The organism is Bradyrhizobium sp. 62B (genome assembly GCF_030272265.2).
GTDB lineage: Bacteria > Pseudomonadota > Alphaproteobacteria > Rhizobiales > Xanthobacteraceae > Bradyrhizobium.
Genome location: NZ_CP092841.2, coordinates 276,910 through 300,505, shown reverse-complemented (window position 1 = coordinate 300,505; position 23,596 = coordinate 276,910). Strand labels below are relative to the sequence as shown.

Genomic DNA, 23,596 nt, shown 5'->3' with positions numbered 1-23,596 from the left:
CGAAAGCTGCCGCGGCGTAGCCCGCAGGTCGAAGCCGGGCTCTCTCGATCTCCCCTTACCTCCCCGTAAACCGCGGCGGCCGCTTCTCCATGAAGCTCGCCACCCCCTCCCGGAAATCGCTGCCGGCCAGCGCCACCATCATCTCGCGGTTGGCTTCGATCGTTGCCTCGGCCAGCGACTGGAACGGCACCTCGTAGAGCTGCCGCTTGATCACGGCCATCGCACTCGGCGAGACGAAATCGGCGAGATCGCGGGCATAGGCGTAGGTCTCCTCGCGCAGTTGGTCGGGCGCGCAGAGCCGGTTGACCAGCCCGATCCGAAAGGCTTCCTCGCTCGACACGCGCCGCGCCGAGAGCAACAGATCCATCGCGTTGGCATGACCAACGATGCGCGGCAGCATCCAGCTGATACCGTGCTCGGCAATCAATCCGCGCCGCGCGAAGGCCGTGGTGAACACCGTGTTGTCGGCGGCAAAGCGCAGGTCGCAATAGAGCGCGTGGACGAGGCCGATGCCGGCGGTAGCGCCATTGAGCATGGCGATGACCGGCTTCTTGATCGACGGATAGAAGCCATAGCGCGTCTGCCAGTCCGGCCGGCGGTTCATGTCGAAGGGCGGCAGGTTCGACGCACGCCTGACGTCGTCGGGGTCGAGCCCCTTCAAAGCATCCATATCCGCGCCGGCGCAAAACGCGCGGCCCGCGCCGGTGAGGATGATGACGCGAACATTGTCGTCGGCGCTTGACGCTTCCATCGCGTGACGCACGTCGCGCTCCATGGTTGGCGTCCACGCGTTCATGCGATCAGGGCGGTTGAGCGTGATGGTCGCGATCTTGTCGCTGACGTCGTAGAGAATGTGCTCGTAGGCCATGGCGCTCTCCCTTGTTCGCCGGCACGCATTGGGGCGCGCGCGTTGGCGGAGAGCCTAGCATATCAAGGATGGAGGCAGCGACTTGCGCCAAGGACCTGCGCCAAGGACTTGCGCGAAGAACTCGCGGCAAGGCGCGGGTTACTCGGCGGCTTGCGCCAGCACGGGCCGGCGCGCCAGCCAGCCGTCGATGAAATGATCGAGCCAGGCGCGCTCTGCGGCATCGTACACTGCACGATCCGCGAAATGATGATGCCGCTGCCGCGCACCGGGCGCGCTGAAGCCGTCATAGCCCCGCGTGGTCCAGCGATGCATCATTGCGTAGGTCACATCGGGATGAAACTGCACGCCGAAGGCATTGCCGGCGCGGAACGCCTGCACCGGAAAATCATCGCCTTCCGCCAGCAGCTCGGCGCCGACAGGCAGCTCGAACCCCTCGCGATGCCAGTGATAGACCTGCGCCGGCCAGGCCGGGCAGAGCGCGTGGCCCGCGGCTGTGGGGCGGATCGGGTAATAGCCGATCTGGGTCAGCCCATCGGCATGCGGCGCGACGCGCGCCCCGAGCTGCATCGCGAGCATCTGGGCTCCAAGGCAGATGCCGAGGAACGGCCGCTGCTCGCGCAGCGGAATTTCGATCCAGTCGATCTCGCGGCGAATGTAGTCGTCGGAATCATTGGCGCTCATCGGACCGCCGAAAACCACGGCGCCGGCATGTTGGTCGAGCGTCTCGGGCAGGGGATCGCCGAAGCGGGGACGGCGGATGTCGAGGCGATGGCCCAGCGCGCGGAGCGCATTGCCGACCCGGCCCGGGGTCGAGGATTCCTGATGCAGGATAATGAGAACCGGCAGGCCGCTCGCCGAATCAGAGGCAGCCGCGCCAGGCGCCCTTCGCGGGAAGGGCACCACCTCTGCGCCACCAAACCTGTCCGTCCGGAACGACATTGCCCTTGCGAAAGCTATTGGTTCAGACCGCCAGCATAACTAAGCGATCGTTAATTTCGTGTGAGTTCGCGCACACACCGAAGAGGAAGCAAGCTCCGGGCCAATACGGACACCGGGGGCTCTCAGCGCCTCTGCCTCTGGAACCGACTGGTGGCGGCCAGGATGAAGCCCCGCGGGAAGAAGCGCAGCGCAAACGGCACGATCTTGATGCCCAGACCGGGCAGCACTGCCCGTTTATTGGCCATCAGGCCACGATAGGCCTCCTGCGCGACATCGGCTGCAGACACATTGAGAAGGGCCGTATCGTGCTGCGACCCGACACCGGCGCGCGCCTGGAATTCGGTGGGCACGGGGCCCGGGCAAAGCACGGTGACGCGAACGCCGCGCGGCGCGAGCTCCGCCCGCAGCGCTTCGGTGAAAGATATTACGTAGGCCTTGGAGGCATAATAGACGGCCATGCCGGGGCCGGGCAGGAAGCCCGCGACCGACCCGACATTGAGCAGACCACCCTTGTTCCTGATGAGCTGATCGGCAAAGCGAAGCGACAAATCCGTCAGGGCCCGCACGTTGACATCGACGATCCCGATCTGCTCGTCGCGATCGCGCTCGATGGCATCGCCGAACACGCCGAAGCCGGCATTGTTGACGAGGTGATCGAGCTCGACGCCTTCGGCGGCGAGCCTTGCAGCGATCTTCTCTCCGGCATCCGGGGCCTCGAGATCGCAGGCGATCACGATCGGCTTCTTGCCGCCCTTGGCAACGAGTTCGCTCGCGAGCGCCTCCAATCGATCCGCCCGCCGCGCCGTCAATGCCAGGCGATGTCCGTTGGCGGCAAATACGCGCGCCAGCTCCGTGCCTATGCCCGCCGAGGCACCGGTGATCAACGTTACCCGCTCAATCACGATCGAAGTCTCTTGAATTGAAGTCTTTGGCCCCGCAATGGCTGAACGAGAGCATAAGCCGTGCGCGACAGGCAAGCGGCGTTGGCGGAATGGCGGCTTGAGCGGGCGACAGGGGAGCAGGAAGGACAGGGATTTGCTGGCGAATCCGCCAGAACGGGGACGGCCGGCGATTACATTAAAGTTTCGTCATGTGGTTCGCAGGTCAGGCCATCCGCCGTGCGGGACGGGTCAGCCGCCGACGGCGCCATTCTTCACCTGACCGCCGACGCGCTCCGCAACGAAATGCTTCAATTCGATCCGGTCGCGCTGGGAAATCCCGAGCAGATCGGAGGCGCGCCAGACGACGTTGTCCTCGAACTCGCTGACCTGGCCGTCGGCATAGACCAGCTCCCACATCATCCGGACGATGCGCTTGCGACCCTCTTCGTCGAGCGAGCGCATGATCACACTGGTGAAGTGATAGAGGTCCACCGCCTCGCCCTCGACCTCGGTGGCGTCCGCGATCAGGCGATCCGCTGTGCCGTGATCGAGCCCAAAATGGCTTTCGATCAGGCTGTGCAGCTTGCGCCGCTCGGCCGCCGTCGGCTGGCCGTCCAGCGAGACCACATGGACCAGCAGCGCCGTGGCCGCCAGCCGGTAATCGCTGTCGCCGAAGCTGCGGCTCTGGTCGTGGGGAGCGACAATGTCGGCGATGAATTGGCGCAGGCCGTCGAGCATAAGGTCCTACCGAAATCGATGCCGCCGCGGGGAGCGCGGCTGTTACCAGCATTATATGAGCAGCAAACTCAACCGGCGCAACGTGCGTCAGTTCCGCGCGCCGGATTACGTTTCGGCAATATGGGCGCTGCCATTCCGGGGCGCGTAAAGCGCGAATCCGGAATGACGATCCAAAGCTCAAGGAATCTCGTACACCACCATCTTGTCGGCGATGCCGCGCAGCGCCGCCTGTTTCTGGATCGGCGTGATCTCGCGCTGCTTCAGCACCTCGGCAACCGCGGGCGCGTCCAGCACCGGGCCGGTGATGTGGATCTCCTGCGCGGTCGACAGGCTCTGCACGCGGGCGGCGATATTGACGGTCTGGCCGAAATAATCCTGCCGCTCGTTGAGCATCACCGCGAGGCACGGGCCTTCATGGATGCCGATCTTGACGATGAGATCGTCGGTGCCGCGCTGCTTGTTGAGCTCGTCCATGGCCGCGCGCATCCGCAAGCCTGCGACGATGGCGTGCTCGGGTCTGACGAAGGTCGCCATCACGGCATCGCCGATGGTCTTCACCACCGCGCCCTTCTCGGAGGAGATGATCTCGAGCAGCGCATGAAAATGCGCGCGCACGAGGTCGAAGGCGGCGAGATCGCCGACCCGCTCATAGAGCGCAGTCGAGCCCTTCAGATCGGTGAACAGGAAGGTCAGCGAGGTGATCTGGAGCCGCTGATCGAGACTGAGATTGTCCGCCTTGAAAACATCGCGGAAGGTCTGGTTCGACAGCATCCGCTTGGCGGTGAGGAACGGCTTGCGCTTGCCGATGAGGTGGTGAAGCGCCTCGGCCGCGATGAACACCGACGGCAGCACGCGCACGCCGGCCTGGTTCTCCAGCGACAGCCGCAGCGGACCGGGCCGCATGGTCGTGGTCCCGGTCGGGGCCTGCACCTTATTGTACATGATGGCGAGCTGCTGACGGTCCCTGGTCGGCTCGCCCTGCACGTCGATGAAATGAGCGGCGTGCGTCACCGGCTCGAAGATGATGACGAAGTCATTGGGCAGCTGCAGCGACATGGTCGCCTTCTCGCCCGCCGGCAGCTCCATCGTATCCAGCGTCACCTCGTTGGCCAGCGCCGCGAAGGATTCCTTGTTGAAGTCGACGCCGGAGCTCCAGAACACCTGCTTGAAATAGTCCCAGACCGGAAGCGTATCGGGGTCATGGGCCGCGATTCGGCGGACACGCGGGTTCACCGTGAAGGAGACCTCGACCTGGTCGTCGACGGAGGCCTTGTAGCCGCAGGCGCAGAGGGCGCAATGATAGTCGTCGGGCTTGAGCGCCTTCAGCGTCGAATGCGCGCCGAGCACGCCGCCGCACCCCGGGCACAGCACGTTCCAGCCGAGATCGAACAGCCCGAGCCGCGCCGAATGCAGGAAGGCGGAGATCGCGTGCTCTTCGTCGAGACCGTGCGCCGTCGAGAAATCGAGGACATTGACGCGGTTGAGCTCGTGATCCTCGCCATGCTCGATGAGGCGCACGATCGCATCGACCACCTTCGCGTCGGCGGTCTGCTTCAGAACTGAGAACTGGGCCTGGATGTCGCTCATGGCGAGACTCTATCTAGGGTGGACCGCGCCATCGGCCAGACGAGAGACCCGTCACCGACGCGTGATGCGGAACATGGGCGAATGGTCCGGCTGGGTCGTGACCACGCCGAGCGGGATCACGGGATCGGCCTGATCGGCGAGTTCGACACGGAACGCACCGATCAGCCGGGCCAGCGCCAGCACGGATTCGGCTTGCGCGAACGGTGCGCCGATGCAGACGCGCGGACCCGCGCCGAACGGCAGATAAGCGAAGCGGTCGGGCGCCTCCGCCGACATGAAGCGCTTTGGAATGAACGCGTTCGGCTGATCCCACAGCTTCTCGTGCCGGTGCAGCAGCCAGGGCGCGATCATGATGATGTCGCCCTTGCCGATCTCTATTCCGGCCGCATTGTCCTTCTCGCGCGCGGCACGCGCGACCAGGAACGCCGGCGGATAGAGCCGCATGGTCTCATCGATCACCGCGCGGGTGAATTTCTGCCGGTCGATGTCGGCGATGCTGTCGAGATGCTCGCCGCGCGCTTCGGAGGCGATCTCCTCCTGCGTGTCCGGATCGAGCGCGAGCAGATAGAGCGCCCAGAACAGCGCCGTCGCCGTGGTCTCGTGACCCGCAAGGATCATGGTCGCGACCTCGTCGACGAGCTGCTCGTCGGAAAAGCCCTTGCCGGTTTCAGGATCACGCGCCGCGTCCATGAGATCGAACAGGTCCCGCGGCGGCGCGCCATCCTTTTTGCCGGCCGCGCGCCGCTCGGCGATCAGCATGGCGACGAACTCGGTCCAGCGCTTGCGGAAACGGGCGCGGGCAAGATCCATCGGGCTCGGCCACGACACCGGCAGAACCATGTCGAGGAGATACGGGCGCCCTAACCGCGCGGCATATTCCATGATGAAATTGCGCAAGGTCGCGCCATGCCGGTCCATGCCGAACGAGAACATCGTGCGCCCGGCGATCTCCAGCGTCATGCGCTGCATGATCTCGCGCAGGTCGAGGTCTTCGCCCGTGCGCGCATCCAGCTTGGCGATGGTCTCGTCGAGCACCGCCGTCATGTGCGGAACGAGATTGGCGGTGGCGCGCGGCGTGAAGGCCGGCGCGAGGGTGCGGCGCTGGAACGTCCAGGAATGGCCTTCCGCGATCAGAAGGCCATCACCCAGCACGGGACGCAGCATGCGAATGCCCGCCGGCGTGCGCGTATAGTTCTCGTAGTTGGTCAGCAGGACATGCCGGATCGCGTCCGGTTGGTTCAGGATGAAGCTGTTGCGGAGGAAGAAGCGGCCCTTGATGACGTCTTCCTCATAGGCGCGCTGTCCCCAGGTCGCGATCATGTTCTGCCGGATCACGGCAAGCCGGCCGAAGAACGACATGTCGTCGGGCGCACGCGGGGGAGCCGGAGGGATGATGGGCCGACGCACGCTGGCGATATTCATGGCTCTCTCCCGCTGATGTGACGCAGGCAACAGCTAATAAGTCAGCTCGGCAATCGCAATCCTGTTCTCGGAAGCGGGCCAGGCCCGCGCCACAATCCGTTCTTCGCCGAATTGAGCCACGATGTTACGTCCAACCTCGCCGGCCGCAAGCCGCAATGTTGCCGCCGAATCCGTCGGCACGCCCGGCTTGACGTCGGCCGGCTGCTTTCCGTCGAATAGAACCACGTCCCGCGGCAGGCCGAAATAGCCGCGCGGCCGCGACATGATGACGACCGCGCCGGCGTCCTTGTCGGCCGGCCCGAGCGGCCGTGCGGCGCGCAAATGGACGACGTCGGAGGAGCGCGGGAACGGCGAGCGATAGATGTGCGTGATCGGCGCGCCAGGCGACGTCAGCACGAATTCGAGCGACCAGGAGGGATCGACCGGCGCGGGGCCCCATCGGCCGTCGGCGCCAGTCTGCGCGCTGTACACTGCGCCGTCCTTGCGCTCACCGGTATCAGGATCGACGCGGAAGACATCGACGGTTGCACCCGCGACCGGACGGTTGGTCGACACGCCGCCGGGCGTACCCGTGACCAAGCCGCTCAACTTCACATTGGCTTCCGGCAGGATCGCGATGCGCGCGGGCTCGCGGCCGGCAATGAACTTGTAGATCTCGCGGAACGCCCTCGGGTGGAACGCCACCTCGCGATGGTCGAGCGCACCAAGCACGAGGTTGGTTGCGCCCTTCAGCTCCGGCCCTTCATTGGTGACGCCGGTCGGCGTGCCGGGCTTGCCGATGAAACGGCCGTCGGCCTGGGCATATTTGTCCATGCCGTCGCTGCGCAGCGTCAGGAAGGCGACGCCCGGCGTCACCTCGCTCTCGCCCTCGTTCAGGCCGCGCAGAAATGGGCCGCGGCCGTTGAACTCGTTGTTCTGCTGATCGTCGGTTGCGAACACGCCGTGATTGGGCGTGCCGCACAAAACGGCGTGGCTGACATCGGCGGCACCGCCGTTCTTGATGACGTTGCGGATCGCATTGCCGCCGCGCGAGCTGCCGACCAGTGCGACACGCGCCGCGCCGGTCCGGCGCTTCAGCTCGGCGATGGCAGCCGAGAGCTCGCGACGCTGGTCCTCGGTTGAGGAGCGGTTCGCCTGCTCGACCTTGTCGTCGGTACGCGCATTGGGATCGGTGAAATTGATCGCCATCATGCGATCGCGCGCGACGCCGTTGGATTCCATCCGCCACAGCGTGGTCATCCAGAGCGCGTCGTAGTCGCCATTGCCGTGCACGAACAGGATCGGCGGCACCTCATTGCCCGGCGTAGCCGGCGCGGCCTGGGCGAATGCCCCGGTCCGCAAGCTCGCAGTTGCGAAGGGCAAGCTGCCAGCCCCCAGCAAGATCGTCCGTCGTGACAGCTTCATCTGTTCCTCCCCGGCAAACCGCCTCTTTGCACCGCTTATAGCGGCCTAACCACTGGACAGCGAAGGACTTTCGCAGGCATCAAAGAAATTGCCGGAATCGCCCGAAACCCGTTCTGCCAGCCCATATGGAAGGGGATATGACCGAGCAGCCAAACCGTCAGAAAATGGCCGCCGACGGCATCACCGCGCCGCTGCGCTACACCGTGTTCCGGCGCATCTGGCTCGCCAGCCTGCTCTCCAATCTCGGCCTGCTGATCCAGGGCGTGGGCGCGGCCTGGGCGATGACGCAGATGGCGGCATCGGCCGACCAGGTTGCGCTGGTGCAGACCGCCCTGATGCTGCCGATCATGCTGATCTCGATGCCGGCCGGCGCCATCGCCGACATGTATGACCGGCGCATCGTCACGCTGGTCTCGTTGATGATTGCTTTGATCGGCGCAAGCGCGCTCACCGTGCTGGCCGGCCTCAACCTGATCAGCCCCGAATTGCTGCTGGCCTTCTGCTTCGTGGTCGGCAGCGGCAACGCGCTGTTCGGCCCGGCATGGCAATCTTCGGTCAGCGAGCAGGTGCCGCCCGATGCGCTGCCTTCGGCCGTCGCGCTGAACGGCATCAGCTACAACATCGCGCGCAGCTTCGGTCCCGCGGTCGGCGGCGTCATCGTCGCCGCCCTCGGCGCTGTCGCGGCCTTCGCCTGCAACGCGATCCTTTATCTGCCGCTGCTGGTGGTGCTCCTGCTCTGGCGGCGCAGCACCGAGCCCTCCCGGCTGCCGCGCGAAAAGCTCAACCGGGCCATGGTGTCGGGCTTCCGCTACATCACCAATTCGCCGCCGATCAAGATCGTGCTGTTGCGCACACTGGTGATGGGCCTGATCGGCGGCGCCATCATGGCGCTGATGCCGCTGGTCGCGCGCGACCTGCTGCATGGCGGCGCGCAGACCTACGGCATCATGCTCGGCGCCTTCGGCATGGGCGCCGTGATCGGCGCGCTCAACATCCACGAATTGCGCAAGCGCATGAGCGGCGAGGCCGCGATCCGCGCCTGCACCATCTCGATGGCGTTCGCGATGGCTGCGCTCGCCCTCAGTACGGAGCCGGTGCTGACGGCGGCTGCGCTGGTGCTGGCCGGCGCGGTCTGGATGGCTGCGATTACACTGTTCAATATCGGCGTGCAGCTTTCGGCGCCGCGCTGGGTCGCCGGCCGCTCGCTCGCGGCGTTCCAGGCCTCGATTTCCGGCGGCATCGCCATCGGCGCCTGGGGCTGGGGCCATCTCACCGACTATGCCGGTGTCGAGGTCGCGCTGCTGACCGCGGCTGGCCTGATGCTGATCTCGCCGCTGCTCGGGCTTTGGCTGACGATGCCGCGCGTCGGTGCCCGCAACGAGGATGCCGACGTGCTCGCCGACCCCGAGGTGAAGCTGTCCCTGACCGGGCGCAGCGGCCCGTTGGTGGTCGAGATCGAATATCGCGTCGCGCAGGACAACGCGCGCGCCTTCCACAACGTGATGCAGGACGTGCAGCTCTCCCGCCAGCGCAACGGCGCCTATGGCTGGTCGATCGCCCGCGACATCGCCGATCCTGAATTGTGGACGGAGCGCTACCACTGCCCGACCTGGTTCGACTATCTGCGCCAGCGCAACCGCTCGACCCAGAGCGAACGCGCGCTGCACCAGGAGGCGATCGCCTTTCACATCGGCCCCGAGCCGGTGCGGATCCGCCGCATGCTGGAGCGCCCGTTCGGTTCGGTGCGCTGGAAGGAAGACACGCCGGACCGCGCCAGCGCCGAGGTGCTGCCGGTGGTCGCGACCGCGGCGGGAAGCAGCACGTAGACGTCGTCATTCCGGGGCGCGCCGTCAGGCGCGAGCCCGGAATGGCATCACTGCCCGTGCTCGGTCAGCACCTTGTCGCAGCCTTTGCTCAGCTTCGTGCGGTTCTGCTTCAGGCAGGCGAGCACGGCGCCATCGCCATTGTTCATCACGGCACGGCAGAAGCGCGAGACATCGCGCGCGCAGGCATCATGGCCGGGCTGCTGTTGGGCGGAGGCGCTCGATGCGCACAGGAGCAGAGAAATAACGAAAAGAAATCTGGTCATCGCGTAATGCCTCTTGCCCGGAAGGACGTGCGGGGAAGCTAGTGCGATGATCCCACACCTGCAACGCTTTATTGCGAGCAGGAGCTGCGCCGCCGCGTGGCCCCGGCTTGACGCCGGGGCACATCGCGAAGGGAGCTGATCACACGACGATGTGGTCGTGCGCTGTTACTGACTGTCCTGGGCGTCAGCGACCTTGCGCGAGGCGCCCTTGGCGAGATCCTTGTCCATCACCGCGCGGCAGCCGGCGCTCAGGTCCGAGCGATGCTTCATCATGCACGCCGTGATCTTCGGGATGTTGGGGATTTCCGACGAGCACAGGCGGAAGGCATCGCCGGTGCACATCTGCTGCGCCTCGGCCGAGAAGGCGAAGCTCGAGGTCGTCGAGATCAGAGAGACGATGGCGGCAAAGCCCAGAGCCAGGCTGGTGTCGCGGATATTGGCAGAGAAGGACTTGGTGTCAGAAGACTTGATGTTAGAAGACTTGGTCATTTGAGGCTCCCATTGGCGCCGTCGCAACGGCGCCCGTTGTTGATGGGAACTACGATGCTCCAGCAAAACAGTTTCTACTGTGATGACAGTCACGCGCCCCACCCCGACTGTGATCTCAGTCACATTGGCGCACCGCCCTGAAATTCCTCCACAACCGCCGTCGTGTTGGTGTCACGTTAACTGTTACTTCGCATTAATGGCTCGTCGCGCGGGAAATTCCGCAGGTTTGGTTGCGTAATTGGAAAGAGTAGCGATGCGTAATGCGTTGGGCCTGATGCTGGCCAGTGTAGTTGCGGCGGTCGTGATCGCCGCCGGCGGTTGGTTTTATTATTCCGCGCGCGCCGATCAGGGCGCTCCCAAGACAATTGCCGCCCGTGCCGCCGATCCGTTGCCGGCGCCGGCGAAGCTCGCCGCCAGGGATGACGTCGAGACCACTGCGACGGTTGCGGCCAAGCCGGCGGCGATGGCCCAGGCGCCTGCGCCCGCTCCCGTCATGCCGGTGCAGCCGAAGCAGGCCTGCGCCAATCCGAATGCGCTGGGCGTCTCCCGCGTTGTCGAGATCGACACCACCGGCGGCCCCGGCTTCGGCTTCGATCATTTCAAGCAGTTCGACTTCCTCACCGAGAAGGAAGTCGTGCTGACCTTCGACGACGGTCCCTGGCCCGTGAACACGCCGAATGTGCTGAAGGCGCTCGCGGATGAATGCACCAAGGGCCTGTTCTTCTCGGTCGGCAAGCACGCGACCTATCATCCGGAAATCCTGCGCCAGGTGCTGGCCCAGGGCCATACGGTCGGCACGCACACCTGGTCGCACGTCAATCTGAACGGCAAGAAGATGACCGAGCAGATGGCCAAGGACGAGGTCGAGAAGGGCATCAGCGCGGTGAAATTCGCGCTCGGTGCCAACCCTGCGCCGTTCTTCCGCTTCCCGCAGCTGCAGCATAATCCGGCGATCGTGAGCTATTTCGGCACCCGCAACGTCGCGATGTTCTCGACCGACGTGGACTCCTTCGACTTCCGCAAGGGCGCCACGCCGGAGAAGATCGTCGAGACGGTGATGACGCGGCTGGACAAGCTCGGCAAGGGCATCGTTCTGATGCACGATTTCCAGAAGAACACCGGCATCGCCCTGCCGACGCTGCTCGCGCGGCTGAAGGCCGGCGGCTACAAGGTCGTGCAGATGAAAGCCAAGACGCCGCTGCAGACGCTGCCGGAATATGACGAAGCGATCATGAAGGACATGAAGGTGCCGACCGCGAGCACGAATACGCGTCCGATCTCGAGCGTGGTGCAGACGGTCTCGCAGTAAACGCGACCACCAAGGCGGGAATGCGCATGGCCGGGCTTTTGCCCGGCCATTTGCTTTGAGCGAGCGGCTTACCAATAGATGCCGTGGCGGTGCAGCTCGCTGATGATGCGGCGCTCGGTCCAGCTGCGCTTGGGCTTCGGCTTGTCCGCCCTTGCGGTCTTCCTGGTGGCGGGCTTGGCCGTCGTGGCCGGCGCCGCGGTGGTGGCAGGCGCGGCCGCCGCAGGTGCGACCGTGGTGGCCGGCGGCGCGGAGAGCGACACGGCCGGCGGACGGTCGGAATATTTCGGCGCCTCGGTGGCCGGCGCTGGCTCGCTCACTTGTGCCGTAGTCGCCGACGTCGGCGTGGTCAGCGGAGCCGGTGCCTGAGCGCCTGACGCTGACAGCGACAGGCTGCGGGAGCCGTCCGCCTGGGCGGATGCGGCGGTCAGGACCATGGCGGCAACCAGAATGATCTTGCGCATGAGAAAGTCTCCCCGTGTTGGCGTGACCGGGACATTACGGGGGATGCGCGTGGGGTTACGTGATTGGCCTCACACAATCGCGGCACAATTTCGAACCCGCCGGCTGCGCTCAACACCCGCGCCGATAGACCCGCAGAGTCACGTCCGGAAAGCTCATGCTGTCGAGCAGGCAAACGCCCTTCTCCGCGTCCATGCGGGCGATGAGCTCATCGCCGACGCGCGGCCCGACCAGCGTGTGCTGGATCGAGCTCGAGAGCACGAGAATCTCCGACTTCAACAACGCATCGCCCGTTTCCTGCGCGCTCCGGAAATACAGCTCGTCGCGTACGACGAGATTCATCTTTGCCTGCGCCGCGTAGAGCTGGATGGCCGCCGACGTCACCGGATAAGGGCTGGAGAAGCCGACATAGAGCGGGCCGGGCGCTTGCGGCTTGATCTCGCGCAGCAGCGACCAGAGCCGCCCGGTCGCGAGGCGGATGCTCTCCTGCTGCTGCGCGCTGAGCGGTGTCGCCGTGCTGATCTGACCGATGACGACGTGCCTGACAAAGAGCTGAAGAACAAAGGCGAGCGCCAGCACGCGGCAGGCGGTGAGAAGGTAGTGGCGGATGTCGTTGCGGAGGCCGAAGCGGATGAGCAGCTCTTCAATGAGCGCCATGCTGGCGCAGCCGTTGAGCACCATCGCGACGATGAACACGCCATAAAACATCGCGCCGAAATAATAGGTCTTGATCGCCGCGACGGATGGAATGGCATAGGCGATCAGCACAGCCGCGAGCAGAACGACGGCGTCGCGCAGCGCGGCGCGTCCGCGGATGGCCGCCAGCACCAGACGCAGCAGCATCAGGCCCGTCCCGATGGCGAACCAGTAATGCAGGCCGAACTGACCTTCGCCGCCGATCGAGAAGCGCAGCAAACCGGCCGAGAAACTTTCGCCTGTCGTCCAGAGGTCGCGCTGACCGACGAAAACGTGAAGGATGTAGGTGACGGTCTCGACCAGTGCAGGCCCGATCAAGAGGGCCGTTGTCGCAAGCAGCGGCAGCACGAACCACAGCAGCGCAGCGAGCGCCTTGCGGATCGAGATGCGCAATCCGCCCGCCTCCAGGCAATCGACGAACAGCCGGATCGCAAATGAACTGCCGAGCAGAGCGAGCGTGGCAAAGAACGCGGTCGGCTTGATGCTGACGGCCAGTGCGCAGGCAATGCCGAGACCGGCCAGGGCACGTGCGCTCCGATCGAGCACGCCGCGGTGAACGATCGCCCCGGCAGCAAGGCCAATGGCAAGACCCGACGGCAGATCCGGTCGCGCCTCGGTCACCGTGTGCCACAGCACCGGGACGCAAGCGACCGCGATCAGGCACGCCGCGATCTCGAGCACCGGCCGCCGCCACGCCAGCCAGACGATCCCGAGCAGAAATGCAAAGACCAATACGGCGTGGACGAGATAAGGCCCGATGAAGCTGCCGGGAAACAGCGCCAATCCCGTGATCGCCACCATCGTCGAAAACGGCGCGTGGTCGTGAAGCAGTGTCCAGCTACTTGCGGCGATGCTCCGGTCACCGACCGCATTCATCCACCTGATGGCATCCAGGAAATAGGAGACGTCGTCATAAAGCGGAGGAACGGACAACCGCCCGCGCAGCTGCGAGGCATCGAGCGATCTCGATGCGACGATGGCGGTGATGCCGGCGGCGAGACTGACGAAGCCGAAGATCCGCAGCCATGCGCTCCAATTCGTCCTGGCCGTCGTCTCGGTACCCACCACTTGCCCCGTTGCGCGCATTTCCGTCCGCAACGCATCGTAGTGACACGAGGGCGGAGCGCAACGCGCGGGCCGGCCTCAAGGAGCAAAGCGCTGGCGCTGGTTTGAGAGGATCGGGATGAACCGAGGCGCTGGTGCCGCAAGAGGGATTCGAACCCCCGACCCCGTCATTACGAATGACGTGCTCTACCGACTGAGCTATTGCGGCGAACCCTGCCGGGCCCGGGCGATGCCGGCCCCGATACGCGCGCTCCTGATATCGGGCATGGCCCGAATTGGCAAGGACAAGCCGGCTTCGAAATGCGGCTCACGCGCCCCAGCGGGACCAGAATCCGCGCCAGCCGCCGGCCTGGGCCTTGGGCGTGCCGATTTGTTCCGTAAATTCATCGCTCGGACCCTCGTCGTCGATCCCGGGATCGTCGGGGGCCCGGACGATCGGGATGACCGCGGGAATCGGCGCTGGCGCGGGTTTGCCGAGATCGGCGCGGGTCCGGAACACCGGTGTCGCCGCCGGCGGCGATGATTCGGCGGGCTCGGGAGCCGGCTGGACCGGTTCGGCGGCGGCCACAGCGGCCGGCTCTTCTTTGGCAATCGGAGGCGAATTGTCCTGGGCGGCCGGCACGGGGGCTGGCTCGGGCTCGACTGCTGCCGGTTCCGCCGGGCTTTCGCTGGGAGCCACCGTCACGCGCTTCGGCGGCGGGGCCGCCAGCATGGCTTCCTCGAAGGCCGAGGATTCGATCGTGGTGCCCTTGTCCGAAGGCAGGCTGGCGACCGGCGTCTGCCACTGGAACGCATCGAGCCGGCCGGTGACCGGGGAGACCGGGCGCCAGCGGTCGCTGACGTAACCGTCCGCAGTCCAGGCGGGATCGTGACGGGCGCGCACCGCGCGCAAGGTCCAGGCGCGGGCGCGGCCGCTATCGCCGTGTTCGGCGCGCTCGATCTCGGCCATCAGCAGCGCCACGCGCTGGGTCGGGTCATTGACGTAGGGCGCCAGCACCTCGCGTGCGCGGGCAAATTCGGAGGCGTCGATCGCGGCACGCGCGATCGCGAGCTGGCCCTCGACATGGCCTGACTTGTCGGCGGGCGTCTTGGCCGCGAGCGTCTCGACCCGCTGCAGGCGCTGGCGCGCGGAATCGCCGAGCTTCACATGGGCATAGGCATCGGCGAGATCGGGATGCGGATTGGCGAGCCAGGCGGCCTCGACCAGCTTCATGGCGCGGCGCACCTGATGCGCCTCGCTCTCGAATTTCGCGGCGAGCACCGCGGCCGGCACCAGGGTCGGCGCGAGCTTGATCGCTTCCATCACGCTCTCGCGCGCGACGTCGCGGTCCATGGTTTCCAATTCCAGCGCGCGCGCCGTGAGCAGCACGCCGCGCTGGCGGCGATAGGCCGGCTTGTCGATCTGGCCTGCCGACAAATTCGAATCGAGGATCGCGAGCGCGCCGCTCCAGTCGCCGCGCGCGCAGCGGAAGCCGAGCACCGCATGCGAGGCCCAGGTCGAGGACGGCGACAGCTTGATCGCTTCCTCCGCGATCATCACCGCGCCGACCGCATCGTCGGCACGCTGCGCCTCGATGAACAGGCCGCGCAGCCCGAGCAGGCGCGTGTCCTCGCGCTCGGCCATGGCGCGGAAGGCGCGCTGGGCCTCATCGCGATTGCCTTCGAGCTGCGCCGACTGCGCGTGGAGCAGCAGCGCAAGCGGATCGTTCGGCGCGTGCCGCCGCGCCGCCTCGGCGTGACGGCGGGCGAGCGCGCTGTCGCCATGGCCGATCGCGAGCAGGCCGTGCGTGATGGCGTGCCGGCCCTTCGCGTGGCGCTTGTCGTGGCGGCGCCGCCGCAGACGCCCCGGCATACGCCAGATCGTCGTCAGGATGCTCCAAAACAGGACGATCGCAACGGCAAAGACGCCGAGAAGGAGCACGAACGCTGGAATGGTTGGCGAGGCTCGCCAGTGGCCCCAGGTCAAGACCACTTCGCCGGGCTGGTCGGCAACCCAGGCCGCGCCGGCCGCCGCCAGCGCAATCAGGACGAGGAAGAGGACGATGCGAAGCATGACGATCCCTATACGCGCTGATTGTTGCGCGAACCTTTATTGAGCAGATTTGGCGAGATCCGCCATCGCATCGTCGGCGAATTTGCGTGAGGCGGCGAGCGCGGCGTCGCGGGCATCGGCCTTGTCGAGCCAGGCCTGCGCCGGTGCGCGATCGGCCTCGGGCAGCGTCTTGAGCTCGCGCCGCGCTTCCACGAAATCATTGCGCAGCGCGGCCGCCGTGACGCGTGCCACGATCGCGCCACGGTCGTTGCCCACGCCGTCGGTGCGTTCGATGCGGACCAGTTTTGACGCGCCTGCCTGAAGGCGCTCGACGATGCCGGCACTCGCGGCCGGGGCTTCCGCCGGCGGCGACAGTTTCGGCACGATGGTGAGCAGCTCGCGGCTCAGCGCGACCGGCGTCGGGATGCCCGACGATGCAAACGTGTCGAGCGGCTTCAGCATGTCAGGCTTGGCGGCGAGCGTGCGCGCCGCGGACAGCTGCGACTGGTAGGGATCGCCATGACGAACGGCGACGTCGAGCAGCGCCGCGGCCACTACGAAACGCAGCGGCTTGTCATCCCTGGCTTTTGCATCGGCGATCTTCTCGCCCTGTTGCGCGAGCTCGGCCCGCTCCGTCTTGCTGGCGCGCTCGAGCTGCGCGATGCGCTCGTTGAGCGCGGCAAGATCGGGCGCGGCCGTGGCGGGCGTCGACTTCGTGTCGTTCAGCGCGTTCGCGGTCTTGTCGAACTGCGTACGTAGATTGGCGACGTCACTGCGCAAGCTGTTTGCGGACTTCTCAAGCGCGTCGATCCGCGCCGCCATGGCCGGATCGGGGACAGGCTTGCCGGCCCTGGCTTCGACCGCCGCAACACGGCCGCTCAGCGCATCGACCGTCGCCGTGGTGACTTGCGGCGCGGTTGGCGGCGCCTGCACGGCGGGCCAACCCAGCATCCAGCCGACCGCGATGACCACCGTCGCTGCGACAGCGCCGGAGAGCGGCGCAATGACCCAGGGCGAAACCGACGACACGGGAGCCTGCGCTTCGATGGGCTCCGGCTCTGCGTCAACCTTGTCGGAATTTGCCTGCTCGGGCGCAGCCTGTTCCGGGGCCGGCGCGGCCTCCGGCTCGACCGCCGTCTCCTGCGGCTGGGTCGAAACTTCGGTGGCTTCAAGATCAATGGTGGGCGGAATGCGCTTGGCACGACCGCTGTCGGGCGCCAATCCTGCGTCTTCAGGCTTGTCGTCGGCCATCGTGACGGTTCCTCACACTTCCATACCTGGGTAGATCAGATTGCGTCGGATTCGGACCCGACCTCTTACGCCAAACGGGTGCGCAAAGCACGCTCCAAGGTGCCAAACAGGGCGTTTTCATCCGGCGTCTCCGCCACCAGGACCTGTGACGCGCCAGCGTCGCGCAGCACGCTCGCGACCGTCGCGGACAAGCAGCAATGTGGTATGGCGAGCGCCGAGATTTCGACGCCTTCGTCCCGGGCCGCATCCAGGAACGCCCGGGCGCTGCGGCGGGAGTAGTGCAGCACCGCCTCGACCCCGTGAGCGGCAAAGCCTTCGCAGACCGCGCGGGGCAGATGCTTGACCGGAATCATGCGATAGGTCGTCTGCGTGACCACGGAAAAGCCCTCCGCGTCGAGCTCGCCGCCGAGGTCGCGCGACAGATCCGCGCCCGCGAGATACAGCAGCGTGCTCTTTTTCTTCAGCACCTTGTCGCGAGCGCTCTGCATCACCTTGTCGCGCAGGGAGGCGGCATCGCCACCGGCGACGATCACCCGGACAAAGCCGGCGTCGCGCGCCGCAGCGGCCGTATGTTCGCCGACCGCGAACAGCGGCAGCTCCAGGAGACCAAGGTCCCGCAATTGTGGCGCGACGGCGCGGATCGCGTTGGCCGACGTGACGAGGATGGCACCGTAGGGAGCTTCACCTTCGTCATGAAAGGCGACCGGCTCGAACTTGAGCGCCGGCGCAAGCAGCACCTCGTGCCCGCGCGCGCGCAGACTTTCAGCCGTCGCTTCATTGTCGGGATGCGGCCGTGTGACGAGAATGGACATCGCTGGTGTTCCCGAACCAATTGGCGGTGACGCATGACCGATTGCGCTATCCGGCCCCGGAATGCTACCGGACGTACCAGAACTCTGCTTTACGGATGAGCGCAAGGGCGCAAATTGGATAACAATTCGCCAATGCTAGTACTCGGCATCGAAACCACCTGCGACGAGACCGCCGCGGCCGTGATCGAGCGCGCGTCCGACGGCAGCGGCAAGATTCTATCCAATATCGTGCGGTCGCAGATCGAGGAGCACGCCCGCTTCGGCGGCGTGGTGCCGGAGATCGCCGCCCGTGCCCATGTCGACCTGCTCGACGGTATCGTCGATCGCGCCATGCGCGAGGCCGGAATCGGCTTCGGCCAGCTCGGCGGTGTCGCGGCCGCCGCGGGGCCGGGCCTGATCGGCGGCGTCATCGTCGGACTCACCACCGCGAAGGCGATCGCGATGGTGCACGACACGCCGCTTGTCGCAGTGAACCATCTGGAGGCGCATGCGCTGACGCCGCGCCTCACCGATGCAATCGAATTTCCCTATTGCCTGTTTCTCGCCTCCGGCGGCCACACCCAGATCGTCGCGGTCACCGGCGTCGGACAATATGTGCGGCTCGGCACTACCGTCGACGACGCGATCGGCGAGGCCTTCGACAAGGTCGCGAAGATGCTGGGCCTGCCTTATCCCGGCGGCCCGCAGGTCGAGCGCGCGGCCGCAAGCGGCGACGCCGCTCGCTTCGCTCTTCCGCGTCCGATGCAGGGCAGACCCGACGCCAATTTCTCGCTGTCGGGATTGAAGACGGCGGTGCGCACCGAGGCGAGCCGGCTTCCCGAGATCACACCGCAGGACATCAGCGATCTCTGCGCGAGCTTCCAGGCTGCCGTGCTGGAATCGACGGCGGACCGGCTGAGTGTCGGCCTAAAACTCTTCCGCGAGCGGTTCGGCGCGCCCCGCGCCCTCGTCGCCGCCGGCGGCGTCGCCGCCAATCAGGCGATCCGCGGCGCCCTCGACGACGTCGCAAAGCAGGCCGGGACACAATTGATCATGCCGCCGCCCGCGCTCTGCACCGACAACGGCGCGATGATCGCCTGGGCTGGCGCCGAGCGCCTCGCGCTCGGCATGACCGATACGATGGATGCGCAACCGCGGGCGCGCTGGCTGCTCGATGCCAACGCAACGGCGCCGGCAGGCTACGGCAAGACGCGGGCGGGATATTAGAATGTCTGCGTTCAAAACCGTCGCGGTGATCGGCGCGGGTGCCTGGGGCACGGCGCTGGCGACCGTGGCAGCGCGGGCGGGGCGCGCCGTGACGCTGTGGGCACGTAATGCCGAACATGCCGCGCGGATCGCCTCGACGCGCGACAACCCGCGGCTGCCCGGCGTCCGAATCCCGCCCGAGATCATTGTCACGAGCGATCTCGCCGAGGCGTCGCGCGCGGACATGCTGCTGATCGCAGCGCCGGCGCAGCATGTCCGCGGCGCCGTCAACATGCTGGCGTCGCATCTGGTACGACCGACACCGGTCATTGCCTGCGCCAAGGGCATCGAGCACGGCACCCACAAATTCATGACCGACGTGATCGCGGAAGCCGCGCCGAGCGCGCTGCCGGCGATCCTGTCGGGCCCGAGCTTTGCCGACGACGTCGCGCGCGGTCTGCCGACGGCGGTGACGTTGGCGGCAGGCGACGAGACGTTGGCGAGCGCGCTCGTGCAAGCGTTGGGCTCGCCGACATTCCGTCCTTACCACTCCACCGACATTCGGGGCGTCGAGATCGGCGGCGCTGCCAAGAACGTGCTGGCGATTGCGGTCGGGATCGCGGTCGGGCGCAAGCTCGGCGCCTCCGCCCAGGCCGCGCTGACCACGCGTGGCTTTGCCGAGCTGACGCGTCTCGGTCGCGCGCTCGGCGCGCGCGGCGAGACGCTGACGGGCCTGTCCGGCCTCGGTGATCTCATTCTGACCTGCTCGAGCCCGCAATCACGCAACTTCGCCCTCGGACTCGCACTCGGCCGCGGTGAGCAGCCGCCCGCCGGCAAGCTTGCCGAGGGCGAATTCACCGCGCCGGTCCTGGTCGAACTCGCAGCTTCGCAAAACATCGAGATGCCGGTATCAGAAGCGGTCGCGTCGATCCTGAGCGGCCGGAGCACGATCGACGCCGCGATCTCGGGGCTGCTGACACGCCCCTTCAAGTCTGAGGAATAGATATGGCGTACTGGCTGGTGAAATCCGAACCGTCGGTGTGGTCCTGGGACCAGCAGGTGGCGAAGGGCGCCAAGGGCGAGGCCTGGACCGGCGTGCGCAATTACACCGCGCGCCAGCACCTCGTCGCCATGAAGAAGGGCGACAAGGCGTTCTTCTATCATTCCAACGAAGGCAAGGAGATCGTCGGCATCGCGGAGATCATCAAGGAAGCCTATCCGGATCCGACCGACAAGACCGAAAAATTCGTCTGCGTCGACATCAAGGCCGACAAACCCTTGAAGACTCCGGTGACGATGGCCGCGATCAAGGCCGACAAGAAGCTCGCCGACATGGCGCTGGTGAAGTATTCGCGCCTCTCGGTGCAGCCGGTGACGGCGGAGGAGTGGAAGCTCGTCTGCAAGATGGGCGGGATGTAGTTTCTCACCTCACGGCAAAGCGAACACCTCGCACGGCGCGGCGATGCCGCGCAGCGAATGCGATCCGAGCGCGACCAGCGGCATGTCCGTCTCGGCGGCGAGCGCGCCCGACACCAGCACGGTCCTTCCCAACGACTTGCACAATCCCTCGAGGCGGCTGGCAAGATTGACGGCGGGACCGATCGCGGTGAAATCGAGCCGATTGGCCGCGCCGATATTGCCCCAGAGCATCTCACCGAGATGCAGCGCGGCACCGAATGCCAGCGGCGGCAGGCCCTCGGCGCCGCGCTCGGCGTTGAGATAGGCCATCCCGGCCTCGGCGGCGGCTGCCGCACGCAAAGCGGCCTCGCAGGCCCGTCGCGGCGACGCCTCGACCACAGGAAAGATCGCCAGCACGCCGTCGCCGATGAATTTCAGCACCTCGCCGCCGAAAGCGTGAACGGCGCCGGCGATGCGATCGAACCAGGCGTCGAGCGCGGCGATGACCTCTCCAGGCGGTGAGGTGTCCGACAACGTCGTGAAATTGCGCAAATCCGCATAAAGCAGCGCGGCCTGAATGGTCTCGCCGAGATCGCGCCGCAGGGGTGCCGCCAGCACCCGCTCGGCGCTGCGCTTGCCGAGATAGGCATCCAGCGTCGCCCGCAACGTGGCGCGCGCGGCGAGCACGGCGAGGGGCGTTGCAGCAAAACGCGCGGCCTGACGCAATTGCCCGATTTCATCTGCGGTGAACGGCCGCGGCCCGATCCAGCCGAGCAGCGGGCCGTCGGGCCGTCCGACGGCGTCCTCGTGCACCTCGCCGCGCGCGATGTCGCGTAACCAGCGGCGACCGGCATCGTTCGGCGGATCCGGTGCGAGCCCGCCCGGCGCGAAGCCGAGCGCTTCGATCACCTGGCCGCTGTCGGCACGCCACAGCCACGTTCGCTTCGCGATCAGCGGATGCGGCACTTCCAGCGTCAGGGCGCCCGCCGCGAGCGGCACGCCGTCGGCCATCAGATGAGCGCCGAGTTCCGCGAGCAGGCGGTCGGCCCCGGCACTATCCGAGGCGACATCGACGAGCCAGGCGAGCGTCGGCGAGAGCTGCATGGTCCGATCATGACGAAGGCGGGCCGGGTTTGTCACGGGCAATCCTTGACGGGCCGTCCGGGCGCCGCCATGTCCTGATGTCAGCGAAGGGATGATGGCCCATGACTGAACCGTTCATCGTGCGACGCGAGACCCAGATCGCAGCGCCACGCGCGACCGTTTTCGCTTACCTGACCGACCCCGAAAAGATCTTGAGCTGGATGGGATCCGACGCGACCACGGAGCCGCATCCCGGCGGGCTCTATCTGCTGAGGGGCGTCGGCCCGCGCGGCGGCGTCGCCCGCGGCGCCTTCCGCGAGGTCGTTCCGGTGCACCGTCTGGCCTACACGTTCGGCTGGGAGGGTGGCCAGGAAGTGCCGCCGGGCTCCAGCCTGATCGAGATCGACCTGATCGAACGCGATGGCGGCACGCTGCTGCGCATGACCCATAGCGGCCTGCCGAGCGAAGCGCAGGCCGCTGCGCACGCGACGGGGTGGGGGCATTATCTGGGTCGGCTGACGATCGCAGCCGCGGGCGGCGATGCTGGTCCCGATAACGGCGTCTCGACCAAGTCGTAGCTCTGTAGGGTCGGCAGAGCGTCGCGCGCCCACCATCCTGCGGTTGGAGAGGTGGGCACGGCGCTCAGCGCTTTGCCCATCCTCCGGCACTGCCTTGGCCCGTTACACCGCCGCGGTCGCGACGACCTGCGCCAGCAGCTGCTCGCGCCTTGCCTGCGAGCGCTGGCCCTTCATGGTCGCCGCAAAACGTTCGAGGATGCCGTCCTCGAAGGCGGTGACGATGGTGTCGTGGACATAGCTCTTGCGGCAGATCGCCGGCGTGTTCGAGAGCTTGTCGGCGGCGGCGCGGATCGCGTCGAGCACCTGCTTCTTGCGGCCGCGCTGGCTGGTCGCCGGCGTGATCCGCGACAGCGATTCCACGACGACGGCCGAGGCCATCAGCGTGCGAAAATCCTTCAGCGAGATCTTGATGCCGGCGATCTCGCGCAAGAACGCGTTCACCTGCGTGGTGCTGACCGCGCGCACGATGCCGTAGGCATCGCGATACTGGAACATGCGCTTGCCGGGGACGCCCTGCAGGATGCCGATGGCGCGCACCAGCTTGGCCGCGTCGCACTCCTTGCGCACCGCCTTGCCGCCCTTCGCCTTGAAGGTCAGCACGAAGCAATCGTCTTCCAGCGTGACGTTCGACTTCAAGAGCGTGGTCGCGCCGCGCGTGCCGTTGAGGCGAGCGTAGGATTCGTTGCCGGGGCGGATCGCGGTGCGCGCGATCAGCTCGATCACGGCCGAGAGCGCGAATTCACGCGTCGGCTCGTCGCCCGACAGGAACGCCGAGACCTTGCGCCGGATTTTTGGCAGCGCGCCGACGAGCTTCTCCAGGCGATGCGCCTTGCGATGCTCGCGGACCTTTTCCCAATCGGCGTGATAGCGATATTGCAGCCGGCCCGCCGCATCCCGGCCCACGGCCTGAAGATGCGAGCTCGGATCGGCCGAGTAGCGCACCTCGCGATAGGCCGGCGGCACCGCCATGGAATGCAGCCGGCGGATGGTGCGGGCGTCGCGGATGTGTGCGCCGTTGGGGCGGACGAAGGAATAGCCCTTGCCGCGCTTGATGCGGCGGATGGTCAGCTCATTCTGGTCGCCGAGCCGCAGGCCAAGCTCCTTGGCGAGCGCCTCGACCGTCGTGGGCGCGGTGTCGTAGGTCTTTTTGGGACTGGGACGCCTGAAACCGGTGGGTTTCGGCCATTGTCCGAGGGCTTTGGCCAGCGCAATGGCCGCAGGATCGGCTGAAGCGGGCCGTATCGTCCCGAGATTCTGCTGATCCATCATAGTCTTATGCCTTAGCCCTGTCTGTTACCGGTCAATGCCGCT

Annotated in this window: 22 protein-coding genes and 1 tRNA gene; 6 read left to right on the top strand and 17 right to left on the bottom strand. The window is 66.5% G+C overall.

Features of this window, described 5'->3' with window-relative positions; translation table 11 throughout:
• Window positions 1-55 precede the first annotated feature (55 nt).
• The 7 genes from ML401_RS01415 to ML401_RS01385 form a co-directional block, all read right to left on the bottom strand.
• Window positions 56-868 (bottom strand): enoyl-CoA hydratase, encoded by an 813-nt coding sequence (locus tag ML401_RS01415; protein WP_285809281.1) that lies wholly within the window; start codon window positions 866-868, stop codon window positions 56-58.
• A gap of 138 nt (window positions 869-1,006) precedes the next feature.
• Entirely contained in the window at window positions 1,007-1,807 is an 801-nt protein-coding gene (locus ML401_RS01410; RefSeq protein ID WP_285809279.1) for a glutamine amidotransferase, read from the bottom strand.
• 122 nt (window positions 1,808-1,929) lie between these two features.
• Entirely contained in the window at window positions 1,930-2,709 is a 780-nt protein-coding gene (locus ML401_RS01405) for an SDR family oxidoreductase (protein ID WP_285809277.1), read from the bottom strand.
• A gap of 228 nt (window positions 2,710-2,937) precedes the next feature.
• The gene (locus tag ML401_RS01400; RefSeq protein WP_285809275.1) at window positions 2,938-3,426 is read right to left on the bottom strand and encodes a TerB family tellurite resistance protein; all 489 of its coding nucleotides are present in this window, start codon (window positions 3,424-3,426) and stop codon (window positions 2,938-2,940) included.
• A gap of 177 nt (window positions 3,427-3,603) precedes the next feature.
• Entirely contained in the window at window positions 3,604-5,013 is a 1,410-nt protein-coding gene (locus tag ML401_RS01395) for an adenylate/guanylate cyclase domain-containing protein (protein WP_211415143.1), read from the bottom strand.
• A 51-nt stretch (window positions 5,014-5,064) separates the two neighbouring features.
• The gene (locus ML401_RS01390) at window positions 5,065-6,435 is read right to left on the bottom strand and encodes a cytochrome P450 (protein ID WP_211415144.1); all 1,371 of its coding nucleotides are present in this window, start codon (window positions 6,433-6,435) and stop codon (window positions 5,065-5,067) included.
• 33 nt (window positions 6,436-6,468) lie between these two features.
• A complete protein-coding gene (locus ML401_RS01385; protein ID WP_285809272.1) occupies window positions 6,469-7,839 on the bottom strand; it encodes a hydrolase in 1,371 nt (456 codons plus the stop codon).
• A gap of 137 nt (window positions 7,840-7,976) precedes the next feature.
• Between ML401_RS01385 and ML401_RS01380 the strand changes: the two genes are divergently transcribed.
• Window positions 7,977-9,665, top strand: a complete 1,689-nt coding sequence (locus ML401_RS01380; protein ID WP_285809270.1) for an MFS transporter — start codon at window positions 7,977-7,979, stop codon at window positions 9,663-9,665.
• Between the two features lie 47 nt (window positions 9,666-9,712).
• Here the strand turns inward: ML401_RS01380 and ML401_RS01375 are convergent, their stop codons facing one another.
• A complete protein-coding gene (locus ML401_RS01375) occupies window positions 9,713-9,928 on the bottom strand; it encodes a cysteine rich repeat-containing protein (RefSeq protein WP_194405339.1) in 216 nt (71 codons plus the stop codon).
• Window positions 9,929-10,093: 165 nt separating this feature from the next.
• Entirely contained in the window at window positions 10,094-10,417 is a 324-nt protein-coding gene (locus ML401_RS01370) for a hypothetical protein (RefSeq protein WP_285809269.1), read from the bottom strand.
• 253 nt (window positions 10,418-10,670) lie between these two features.
• Here ML401_RS01370 and ML401_RS01365 point away from each other — a divergent pair, with 253 nt between their 5' ends.
• Complete coding sequence (locus ML401_RS01365) at window positions 10,671-11,726, top strand: polysaccharide deacetylase family protein (RefSeq protein WP_211415148.1); 1,056 nt, start codon at window positions 10,671-10,673, stop codon at window positions 11,724-11,726.
• 68 nt (window positions 11,727-11,794) lie between these two features.
• Here the strand turns inward: ML401_RS01365 and ML401_RS01360 are convergent, their stop codons facing one another.
• The 6 genes from ML401_RS01360 to ML401_RS01335 all read right to left on the bottom strand — a co-directional run bounded on the left by ML401_RS01360 (window position 11,795) and on the right by ML401_RS01335 (window position 18,041).
• Window positions 11,795-12,187 (bottom strand): hypothetical protein, encoded by a 393-nt coding sequence (locus tag ML401_RS01360; RefSeq protein WP_259218387.1) that lies wholly within the window; start codon window positions 12,185-12,187, stop codon window positions 11,795-11,797.
• Between the two features lie 109 nt (window positions 12,188-12,296).
• A complete protein-coding gene (locus ML401_RS01355; RefSeq protein WP_285809264.1) occupies window positions 12,297-13,946 on the bottom strand; it encodes a hypothetical protein in 1,650 nt (549 codons plus the stop codon).
• A 132-nt stretch (window positions 13,947-14,078) separates the two neighbouring features.
• A tRNA-Thr gene (locus tag ML401_RS01350) sits at window positions 14,079-14,154 on the bottom strand.
• A 99-nt stretch (window positions 14,155-14,253) separates the two neighbouring features.
• The gene (locus ML401_RS01345; RefSeq protein ID WP_285809263.1) at window positions 14,254-15,999 is read right to left on the bottom strand and encodes a heme biosynthesis protein HemY; all 1,746 of its coding nucleotides are present in this window, start codon (window positions 15,997-15,999) and stop codon (window positions 14,254-14,256) included.
• Window positions 16,000-16,035: 36 nt separating this feature from the next.
• Window positions 16,036-17,229 carry a COG4223 family protein gene (locus tag ML401_RS01340; protein ID WP_285809261.1) on the bottom strand — a complete coding sequence of 398 codons (1,194 nt, stop codon included), beginning with the start codon at window positions 17,227-17,229 and terminating at the stop codon, window positions 16,036-16,038.
• A 65-nt stretch (window positions 17,230-17,294) separates the two neighbouring features.
• Window positions 17,295-18,041, bottom strand: coding sequence for a uroporphyrinogen-III synthase (locus ML401_RS01335; RefSeq protein WP_211415153.1), 747 nt, complete (start codon window positions 18,039-18,041; stop codon window positions 17,295-17,297).
• A 132-nt stretch (window positions 18,042-18,173) separates the two neighbouring features.
• On the opposite strand from ML401_RS01335, the gene tsaD reads away from it, so the two are divergent.
• The 3 genes from tsaD to ML401_RS01320 are packed head-to-tail and all read left to right on the top strand — an operon-like array spanning window position 18,174 to window position 20,645.
• Window positions 18,174-19,247, top strand: a complete 1,074-nt coding sequence (gene tsaD, locus ML401_RS01330; protein ID WP_285809258.1) for a tRNA (adenosine(37)-N6)-threonylcarbamoyltransferase complex transferase subunit TsaD — start codon at window positions 18,174-18,176, stop codon at window positions 19,245-19,247.
• 1 nt (window position 19,248) lies between these two features.
• The gene (locus ML401_RS01325; protein WP_211415155.1) at window positions 19,249-20,229 is read left to right on the top strand and encodes an NAD(P)H-dependent glycerol-3-phosphate dehydrogenase; all 981 of its coding nucleotides are present in this window, start codon (window positions 19,249-19,251) and stop codon (window positions 20,227-20,229) included.
• 2 nt (window positions 20,230-20,231) lie between these two features.
• Entirely contained in the window at window positions 20,232-20,645 is a 414-nt protein-coding gene (locus ML401_RS01320; RefSeq protein ID WP_194405329.1) for an EVE domain-containing protein, read from the top strand.
• 9 nt (window positions 20,646-20,654) lie between these two features.
• Here ML401_RS01320 and ML401_RS01315 read toward each other — a convergent pair whose 3' ends face one another.
• On the bottom strand, window positions 20,655-21,728 hold the full coding sequence (locus tag ML401_RS01315) for an adenylate/guanylate cyclase domain-containing protein (protein WP_285809256.1): 1,074 nt from the start codon (window positions 21,726-21,728) through the stop codon (window positions 20,655-20,657).
• 101 nt (window positions 21,729-21,829) lie between these two features.
• Between ML401_RS01315 and ML401_RS01310 the strand changes: the two genes are divergently transcribed.
• Window positions 21,830-22,285 carry an SRPBCC domain-containing protein gene (locus ML401_RS01310; protein ID WP_211415157.1) on the top strand — a complete coding sequence of 152 codons (456 nt, stop codon included), beginning with the start codon at window positions 21,830-21,832 and terminating at the stop codon, window positions 22,283-22,285.
• A gap of 102 nt (window positions 22,286-22,387) precedes the next feature.
• Here ML401_RS01310 and ML401_RS01305 read toward each other — a convergent pair whose 3' ends face one another.
• On the bottom strand, window positions 22,388-23,554 hold the full coding sequence (locus ML401_RS01305) for a DNA topoisomerase IB (protein WP_285809254.1): 1,167 nt from the start codon (window positions 23,552-23,554) through the stop codon (window positions 22,388-22,390).
• Window positions 23,555-23,596: the final 42 nt, after the last annotated feature.

Coding starts and splice junctions, on each gene's coding strand:
- ML401_RS01415 (WP_285809281.1), bottom strand. CDS start 868: ATGGCCTACGAGCACATTCTCTACGACGTCAGCGACAAGATCGCGACC.
- ML401_RS01410 (WP_285809279.1), bottom strand. CDS start 1,807: ATGTCGTTCCGGACGGACAGGTTTGGTGGCGCAGAGGTGGTGCCCTTC.
- ML401_RS01400 (WP_285809275.1), bottom strand. CDS start 3,426: ATGCTCGACGGCCTGCGCCAATTCATCGCCGACATTGTCGCTCCCCAC.
- ML401_RS01395 (WP_211415143.1), bottom strand. CDS start 5,013: ATGAGCGACATCCAGGCCCAGTTCTCAGTTCTGAAGCAGACCGCCGAC.
- ML401_RS01390 (WP_211415144.1), bottom strand. CDS start 6,435: ATGAATATCGCCAGCGTGCGTCGGCCCATCATCCCTCCGGCTCCCCCG.
- ML401_RS01385 (WP_285809272.1), bottom strand. CDS start 7,839: ATGAAGCTGTCACGACGGACGATCTTGCTGGGGGCTGGCAGCTTGCCC.
- ML401_RS01380 (WP_285809270.1), top strand. CDS start 7,977: ATGACCGAGCAGCCAAACCGTCAGAAAATGGCCGCCGACGGCATCACC.
- ML401_RS01375 (WP_194405339.1), bottom strand. CDS start 9,928: ATGACCAGATTTCTTTTCGTTATTTCTCTGCTCCTGTGCGCATCGAGC.
- ML401_RS01370 (WP_285809269.1), bottom strand. CDS start 10,417: ATGACCAAGTCTTCTAACATCAAGTCTTCTGACACCAAGTCCTTCTCT.
- ML401_RS01365 (WP_211415148.1), top strand. CDS start 10,671: ATGCGTAATGCGTTGGGCCTGATGCTGGCCAGTGTAGTTGCGGCGGTC.
- ML401_RS01360 (WP_259218387.1), bottom strand. CDS start 12,187: ATGCGCAAGATCATTCTGGTTGCCGCCATGGTCCTGACCGCCGCATCC.
- ML401_RS01345 (WP_285809263.1), bottom strand. CDS start 15,999: ATGCTTCGCATCGTCCTCTTCCTCGTCCTGATTGCGCTGGCGGCGGCC.
- ML401_RS01340 (WP_285809261.1), bottom strand. CDS start 17,229: ATGGCCGACGACAAGCCTGAAGACGCAGGATTGGCGCCCGACAGCGGT.
- ML401_RS01335 (WP_211415153.1), bottom strand. CDS start 18,041: ATGTCCATTCTCGTCACACGGCCGCATCCCGACAATGAAGCGACGGCT.
- tsaD (WP_285809258.1), top strand. CDS start 18,174: ATGCTAGTACTCGGCATCGAAACCACCTGCGACGAGACCGCCGCGGCC.
- ML401_RS01325 (WP_211415155.1), top strand. CDS start 19,249: ATGTCTGCGTTCAAAACCGTCGCGGTGATCGGCGCGGGTGCCTGGGGC.
- ML401_RS01320 (WP_194405329.1), top strand. CDS start 20,232: ATGGCGTACTGGCTGGTGAAATCCGAACCGTCGGTGTGGTCCTGGGAC.
- ML401_RS01315 (WP_285809256.1), bottom strand. CDS start 21,728: ATGCAGCTCTCGCCGACGCTCGCCTGGCTCGTCGATGTCGCCTCGGAT.
- ML401_RS01310 (WP_211415157.1), top strand. CDS start 21,830: ATGACTGAACCGTTCATCGTGCGACGCGAGACCCAGATCGCAGCGCCA.
- ML401_RS01305 (WP_285809254.1), bottom strand. CDS start 23,554: ATGATGGATCAGCAGAATCTCGGGACGATACGGCCCGCTTCAGCCGAT.